Raw genomic sequence first — 8,094 nt, 5'->3', positions numbered from 1 at the left:
AGATCGTCGTGTAAGGGCCATAGTCGGACGGGCAATCGCGCCAGCGTGCGCCGCACTGGAGCATGTGAATGATACCGCTGATAATGCGTCGATCGTCTTCGCGCGCCGGGCCGGTCTGGTTTGTTGGCAGATGCGGCTCTATCTGAGCCCACTGCTTGTCGTTGAGCCAGAACAGTCCTTTGCGCATCGAAGTCCCCCGTGCCGATCAACCTGGCACCAGGGAATCAGAACTCGCTAATTAGGTACAGACCCTAATCGGTACTCCGGCCCCTTTGCGAAGTCTCTTCACAAGCTCGCCCGATATGTGTCAGCTTCCGGCTCAGTCCTTATTGATCGGGCGGGCAAATGCCGCGGGACCTCAGCCGAACTCTGTTCGGCTCAAGTATCGACAGTGACATCCAGCTCCTGTGGGAGGACGGTGATCGCGCGTTCTGCCGTGAGTGGCACCGGCAAATCCACGGCAGCAGGGCTGTCGTGCTTGTCGTGCGGCCCATCGCGGAACACCCAGCGACGCTCGACCGCCTCGCCCATGAGTACGGGCTGAGGGAGGAGCTAGACGAGGGATGGGCGGTGCGGCCGTTGGAACTCATCCGGGAAGCCGGTCGGACTATGCTGGTCCTGGAGGATCCATGCGGCGAGCCACTGCTAAATTTACTCGGGATCCGTATGGAGCCCAAGCGCTTCCTACGCCTCGCTGTTGGTATCGCGAGGGCCGTGGGCAAGCTTCACCGGCACGGCTTGGTCCACAAGGAGCTGAAACCCGCTCACATTCTGGTCAATTGTCCTGACGAACAGGTGCGACTCACTGGGTTTGGTCTGGCTTCCCGTCTGTCCCGCGAGCGCGTGCCGCCTGAGCCTGCCGAGTTCATCGCCGGCTCGCTGCCCTACATGGCGCCCGAACAGACCGGACGAATGAATCGCTCGGTCGATTGTCGCAGTGATCTCTATTCACTTGGCGTGACATTCTACCAGATGCTGACGGGCGCGCTGCCGTTCACGGGCTCAGATCCCTCGGAGTGGATCCATTGTCATATTGCAAGAAAAGCAACACCGCCCGTCGAGAAGTCGCAAAACCTCCCGGAGCCGATATCTCAGATTGTGATGAAACTCCTCGCGAAAACCGCCGAGGAACGCTACCAGACTGCCGCTGGCCTTGAGCACGATCTGCAACACTGTCTCGCAGCATGGGCCAACCACGGTCGCATCGACCCGTTTGAGCTCGGCACAGACGACACACCTGATCGGCTGCTCATCCCCGAGAAGCTCTATGGCAGAGCCCTTCAGATCGAGGTTTTGCTTGCCTCTTTCGATCGCGCGGTGAAGAGCGGCGCGCCGAAGTTGGTGCTCGTCGCCGGTTATTCCGGTGTCGGTAAGTCTTCGCTCGTCCAGGAGCTACACAAAGCACTGGTGCCCTCGCGCGGGCAGTTGGTATCAGGCAAATTCGACCAACTGAAGCGCGACGTTCCTTATGTGACGCTAGTGCAGACGTTTCAGAGTCTTGTCCGTCCTCTTCTCAGCAAAAGTGAGGGCGAACTCGCCACCTGGCGGCAAGCGCTCCTGGAGGCGCTCGGCACGAATGGACGACTGATGGTCGAATTGATCCCCGATCTGAGCCTGATCATTGGCGAGCAGCCCGCAGTTGCTCAGCTTCCAGCCCGGCAAGCGCAAATGCGTTTCCAGCTGGTGCTTCGCCGCTTCATTGGCGTGTTCGCGCGGCGAACCCATCCTTTGGTGCTCTTCCTCGACGATTTGCAGTGGCATGATGCCGCAACGCTCGACTTGATCGAGGATCTCCTGACGCAGTCGGATCTGCACCTGCTGCTGATTGGAGCTTACCGCAGCAACGAACTTGATGCAGGCCATCCACTCAGACGCAAGCTCGACTCCTTCAGGAGAGCCGACGTAAATTTCGAGGAGATCACGCTCTCGCCGCTCACTGCGGACGATGTCGCGCAGTTAGTCGCGGATACCCTTCGCTGCGGACTAAAACGCGCTGCCCCGCTTGCAAAGTTAGTGCATCAGAAGACGATGGGTAATCCGTTCTTCGCCATTCAATTCCTTTCTGAACTGGCCGAAGAGCAGCTATTGACGTTCGATCACGAGTCGGCGCGCTGGCGGTGGGATCTCGAGCGTATTCACGCAAAAGCGTACACCAAGAATGTCGTGGATCTGATGCTCGGCAAGCTCATCCGCCTGCCTGAGGCAACGCAGGACGCGCTGCAACAGCTGGCCTGTTTCGGCAACATCGCCGGGTCGGCGGAGCTTGCGATCGTGCTCGAAATTTCGCAGGAGAAGGTGCATGCGACCCTGTGGCCGGCGATCCGGCAGGAACTCATCGCGCGCCACGGAACAGCCTACCGCTTCCTCCATGATCGCGTTCAAGAGGCGGCCTACTTCCTGGTGCCGGAATCCTCGCGCGCTCCTGCCCATCTGCGGATCGGTCGGTTGCTGGCGGCACACGTTCCTGCGCACAAACGCGAAGAGGCTATCTTCGACATCGTCAGCCAACTCAATCGAGGCGTCGCGCTAATTGCCTCCGGTCATGAGCGTGAGCAGCTCGCAGAGCTGAATTTCGTCGCAGGGCAGCGTGCCAGGGCGTCGGCTGCCTACGCCTCGGCACTCACATATTTCACCGTCGGTGCTGCGCTGCTCGCGGAGCACTCTTGGGGAAGGCGCCACGAACTCGCGTTTGCACTGGAGACAAGCCGGGCTGAATGCGAATTCTTGGTAGGCCAGCTGGACATTGCAGAGAGCCTCCTGTCGGTACTGTCGAAGCGCGCCTTGAACGCGCCCCAGCGAGCAACGGTCGCATGCTTGCGGGTCGATCTTTACTTGGCGCTCGGCCAGCACGGGCGGGCAGTGCTCACAGGGCTCGAATATCTTCACGACGTCGGGATCGAGTGGTCGCAGCATCCGACGGACCAGGAAACATTAACCGAATATCAGCGGATGTGGTCACAGCTGCCCGAGGCAATCGAGGATCTTTCTAGGTTGCCTGCAATGACAGATCAGACCATGCTTGCCACGCTTGCCGTCTTGACGCGCATTCTTCCGCCCGCAGGTTTCACGGACGCCAATTTATCCGCTTTGGTCATCTGCAGAGCTGTCACCATCAGCCTCGAATACGGCAACACCGATGCTTCTTGCGCCCATTACGCATGGCTGGGCCGAATCTTGGCCGGGCGCTTCGGCGACTACCAAGCAGCTGACAAATTTGGTCGTCTTGCTTGCGACCTGGTTGATCGCGGTGAGTTCTCCCGCTTTCGGGCTCCCGTCTATTTGGCCTTCGGGTGCAACGTGATCCCGTGGACGAAGCCCCTAAGAGGTGGCCGAGTTTTGATTCGGCGAGCGCTCGCAGCTGCGGTCAGCAGCGGCGATGTCATCTACGAGGCGTACAGCTTGCTTCATCTAACCTCAAATATGATGATGGCTGGAGATCCCCTGAAAGAGGTGCAGAACGAGATAGAGAAAAGCTTTGCTACGATACGGGATAGAAAGGTTCAGTTTGCTGCTGATACCGTAGCCGCTCAGCTCGCAATCATTAGAAGCATGCGCGGCCTCACGCGCTCATTCGGTTGCTTGGATGACCAACAGTTTGACGAGCTAGAGGTCGAGCGATCGTTGGCTCGGAGTCTGGAGCTGTCACCTAGTGAAACCGTCTACTGGATCCGCAAACTTCAGGCGCGATTTCTAGCCGGCGATTATGCTGCGGCTGTTGATGCTCGCTCCAAGGCGGAGCCCAAATTATGGACTATGCCGACAGAGCCCTTGATCGCGGAGTTTCACTTCTTTGGTGCGCTGTCTCACTCATGTTACTGCGACAAGCTAGGCGAAAGCGAACAACAGCAACATTGGCTTATCATTGATGCCCATTACAGACAGCTGCAGATATGGGCGACGAATTGCCCCGAAAATTTTGAGAATCGGACTGCCCTGGTCGGCGCTGAAATTGCAAGGCTCGAATACCGGGATGCACACGCAATGCGACTGTATGAACACGCAATCCAGACCGCAGCACGTAACGGTTTCGCCCACCACGAGGCAATCGCTTGCGAGCTTGCAGCGCGCTTTTATGCTGCGCGTGGTTTTGACAGAATATCCCGGGTTTACCTGCAGGGCGCCCGGCGCGGCTACCTTCGTTGGGGGGCAGATGGCAAAGTGCGTCAGCTCGACGAGCAGAATCCCCACCTCAGCCATGAGGAGACCGCTCCTGCCGTGAATGGCCTGAGGATCGGAGCTCCGGTTGAGCATCTTGATCTCGCGACGGTAACAAAAGTGTCGCAGGCGATTTCCGGCGAGATTGTTCTTCAAAAGCTAATCGACACGCTTATGCGGACTGCCATTGAGCAGGCCGGCGCCGAACGAGGTTTGTTGATTCTGCTACATGGAGGCGAGCCACGGATCGAGGCGGAAGCCACAACGGTAGCGGATGCGCTGCTTGTAAAGGTGAATGAACAGCCCGTAACGCCGATGGCTCTTCCCGAGTCCGTGCTGCATTTCGTCCTGCGTGTCCGCGAAAACGTCATTCTCGAAGATGCTGTCGCCGAGCCTTCATTTGCGGAAGATCCGTATATCCGCGAGCGCAAAGCGCGTTCTATTCTTTGCCTGCCACTGATCACGCAGGGCAAGCTGATCGGCGTACTTTATCTGGAGAATAATCTCGCCGCGCGCATATTCTCGGCTGCCCGCAACTCGGTGCTGAAAATGCTTGCGTCCCAAGCTGCAACAGCGCTGGAAAACAGCCGCTTGTACAGCGAAGTTCAGCAACGGGAGTCGAAAATCCGGCGCTTACTTGACGCTAACATCATTGGAATATTCATCATTCGCGAAGGAGGCGAGATCATCGAAGCAAATCAAAGCTTTCTCACGATGGTTGGATACGACCGAGAGGATCTCGTCGCGGGGCGAGTGAACGGTCTCGACCTGACACCGCCAGAATGGCACGAGCGTACACTGAATGCGCGAACAGAAGCAAAAAGGACCGGAGCGGTTCAGCAGTTCGAGAAAGAGTATGTCCGCAAGGATGGCAGCCGCGTGCCGGTGCTAGTTGGCGTCGCCGTATTCGATGCGCGAGACGACCAAGGTGTTGGCTTCGTCCTCGACCTGACAGAGCGAAAGAGAGCGGAAGCGGAAGCCCGTGAAAGCGAACGACGGTATCGCGAGACTCTGATGGGGCTGGCACACGCCAATCGGATCACGACAATGGGACAGCTGGCCGCCTCAATCGCCCATGAGGTCAACCAGCCGATTGCCGCGATCCGGAGTAATGCGGGGGCGGGGCTAAATTGGCTCGGTGCTCAACCCCCAAATCTGGAAGAAGTTCGGCAGACCTTCGGGTTGATTGTCCGTGACAGTATGCGAGCAGGGAACGTGATCCGCCGGATCCGCGCTCTTATGAATAAGGCTCCTATGCAAACGGAGCTTCTCGCAATTGACGAATTGATTTTAGAGGTGCTGGGCCTAGTTCGCGCGGACCTTGCGAAAAATGATGTATGGGTGCAAACGCGACGGACTGAGGCGTTGCCGCTCGTCCGGGCAGATCGCGTCCAGGTGCGGCAGGTGATTCTCAATTTGATCACGAACGCCATCGAGGCCATGAGCGAGATCAACGAAAGTGATCGCGAGTTACTGATCAGTGCGCGGACAGATGACTCGAATAACGTAGTGGTCACTTTTCGGGATACGGGTCCAGGACTCGATCCGAACTGCGCTGACCGCGTGTTCGATGCGTTTTACACCACCAAGTCCGAAGGCATGGGCATGGGGCTGGCCATTTGCCATTCTATTATTGAGGCGCACGGAGGCCGGATGTGGGCGGGCGCCAATGATCCTCGCGGGGCTGTCTTTCAGTTCAGCATGCCGGTTGCGCCGGAGGGCGTGGATCGGTCGGAACAGGTCTCTTCAACGTCTTAGGCTCGAATTCGACATCGAGCAGGGCGCTCCGGGAGCCCCGATCATCGTGACAGAAGCAACGGCGAGACCTCGAGGATTTGAGACATTCGCGTTTCTTACTGCCCATCGGGGAGTGTTGGAGCGTGCGCAGATTGTCGCGAATTGTCAGAAGATCTGCAATCTGACCCTAACGTCGGATTCAAGACGCTTTGAGGGCTTCCTGCAAGTCTCAGAGGCTTGCAGGGCGTCAAGCGGAATCAGACGAAAGCTGCACACGCAGTGTTCGAGAGAATGACGGCAATCGCCCTCCAAAGCATCTTTTGTTTGAGTCGGGAGGGCCACATGATTTAACTTAATGCATGCAACCGTCGCCTGTGGCAGTGCAGATCTTCAGTGTGGGTGATCAGTTCGGCCCATCGCAACATTCCGTACTAAACTGGTTTCGAAACCGCTTGCTTTGATAACCGTGGAGCCGGGGCAGCCCACTTGAATCCGATCTCAATGCAGAGCATTCTGTCATGCGCCCCGAAGCGCACCTCGGATTGCAACCGGTGTACCGCTCTTCTTCTCCGGAGTTGGCCTCGGGGCCGCGCGCCGCTGTTGGCGGTTGCAATAGCTGACGCGCAAGCGATGGCGTCCTGTATGGTTTTCTCTGCTCTGTGAAAAGCACCTGCCGCGAGCAGGAACCCTCCGCTGCCGGCGCATCGCTGTGCAGAAGGAGAGCAGTCGAGATATGGAGAAATGCAGGTGGTACCGCGTCGTTCACAATACGTCGTTCGGGTTCGTCATCGCAATGAGGTGAGCCACACGACGGTCTTCGTCACGGTCGCTCTTTGATAACCCCTCGATGACGCCGGCGCGATCCGCCGCGTTGCGGTTCTGGCTCATCTTCCGCGTGCCATCGAACCGTGTAATTTGCAATCGCAGGCCGACAATCCCCTTCAGCTCCGTTTTGACGAAATCGGCAGGGGCCTCAGACACCGCCCAGCGGTCTTTGCCCGAGCGCTCATGCACATCGGTCAGCCGCGTGACCACCCTTCGCAGCCGATCGGCATCATCGAAGAATTCGATCGGCCCGTAGGCATGCACAGCGACATAGTTCCACGTCGGTACGGCCTCGCCTCTCTCGTGCTTGGTCACGTACCAGGAAGGGCTGACATAGGCCTCCGGCCCAGCGAAAATGGCCATCGCCTCGCCAGCCGGTGTCAGCTTCCACTGCGGATTCGCACGCGCCACGTGGGCGTAAATCGTGCCCATGGAGCCTTCGCGCTCGTCGAGTACTACGGGCAGCATCGTTCCAACAAGCCCTTCGTGAGTAGCGGTGATCAGTGTCGCCGTGCGTGCCTCGCGCATCGTCCGATGAACGTCGGTGATATCGACAACTTGGAAGGAGGGCGGCGTGTACATCGACGAAGCTCCCCGGCAGCCGGGCGACTCATGATTCGGACTAGGGTACGCCTCGTGTCGGATCACAGAAACGATCGGTTTTGGTGGGTATTTTCATTCCTCCGCGCTCTAGGCCCCTGGGCCAGTAAGCCTATGATGAGTCAAAGGTGCAGGTGCAGATCGGAGGGTGCGTTTGCACGCTGGCCAGCCGTTGCCTTCCACGGGCCGCCTGCAGACGAATTCGGCTCTTCGTGCCGATGACTGCAGCACATGAGCAGCTTCACCTTAGAGCTATGAGTGGGACGCCAGAGTTGCGGCTGAGCCCTTGCCGCATCAGCTCGCCGCGCCGCGAGTCGCAGGTTGGCGGTGACTGGTTGTGCTAGATCCGCGCCGGCACTGGACGGACATATCAAAAGCAAGGAAATCTTGGCCATTCCGGCGGCGTGATGATCGCCGGTCAAGAAGTCGATAAGAGGCGTCCGTCTGTGCGATGTGTCTGGCACGCGACATACAGGCCCAATCTGGCCCACCTATATCGCAGACAGGGGCCTAACATCCGACGTGCAATCCAGGATGACGAGGATCCCAGCCGCGCCGCCTATCTGTTTCCCGCGGGATGCGAATGCACCACGCGTTCTGGTGCTGGTCGAAAATGGCGAAGAGCTCAAGCGCCTCCCGCCGGTCCAGCACGTCAAGAGCGACGGCCCATCCTCCTAGCCTAGCATTACAGTTGCTTTTTTGATTTGAAGTGGGCGCGTTGAGCGGCAGCCTGGTGAGCTCTGCGCCAGAAGGACCATGCGATGATGTGTGCGGGTT

Annotated in this window: 3 protein-coding genes; 1 reads left to right on the top strand and 2 read right to left on the bottom strand. The window is 58.4% G+C overall.

The window, feature by feature from the left end; genetic code table 11:
- On the bottom strand, positions 1 to 187 hold a 187-nt coding region (locus tag IVB42_RS28645; protein WP_247393655.1), incomplete at its 3' end, for a transposase.
- A 158-nt stretch (positions 188 to 345) separates the two neighbouring features.
- Between IVB42_RS28645 and IVB42_RS28640 the strand changes: the two genes are divergently transcribed.
- On the top strand, positions 346 to 5,913 hold the full coding sequence (locus IVB42_RS28640; RefSeq protein ID WP_247471488.1) for a trifunctional serine/threonine-protein kinase/ATP-binding protein/sensor histidine kinase: 5,568 nt from the start codon (positions 346 to 348) through the stop codon (positions 5,911 to 5,913).
- 741 nt (positions 5,914 to 6,654) lie between these two features.
- On the opposite strand, the gene IVB42_RS28635 is transcribed toward IVB42_RS28640, so the two are convergent.
- The gene (locus IVB42_RS28635) at positions 6,655 to 7,299 is read right to left on the bottom strand and encodes an FMN-binding negative transcriptional regulator (RefSeq protein ID WP_247471483.1); all 645 of its coding nucleotides are present in this window, start codon (positions 7,297 to 7,299) and stop codon (positions 6,655 to 6,657) included.
- Positions 7,300 to 8,094: the final 795 nt, after the last annotated feature.

The organism is Bradyrhizobium sp. 45 (genome assembly GCF_023073155.1).
Taxonomy (GTDB): domain Bacteria; phylum Pseudomonadota; class Alphaproteobacteria; order Rhizobiales; family Xanthobacteraceae; genus Bradyrhizobium; species Bradyrhizobium canariense_D.
Note: the sequence above shows the minus strand (reverse complement) of the source record. Positions and strands in the feature narration are given on the sequence as shown.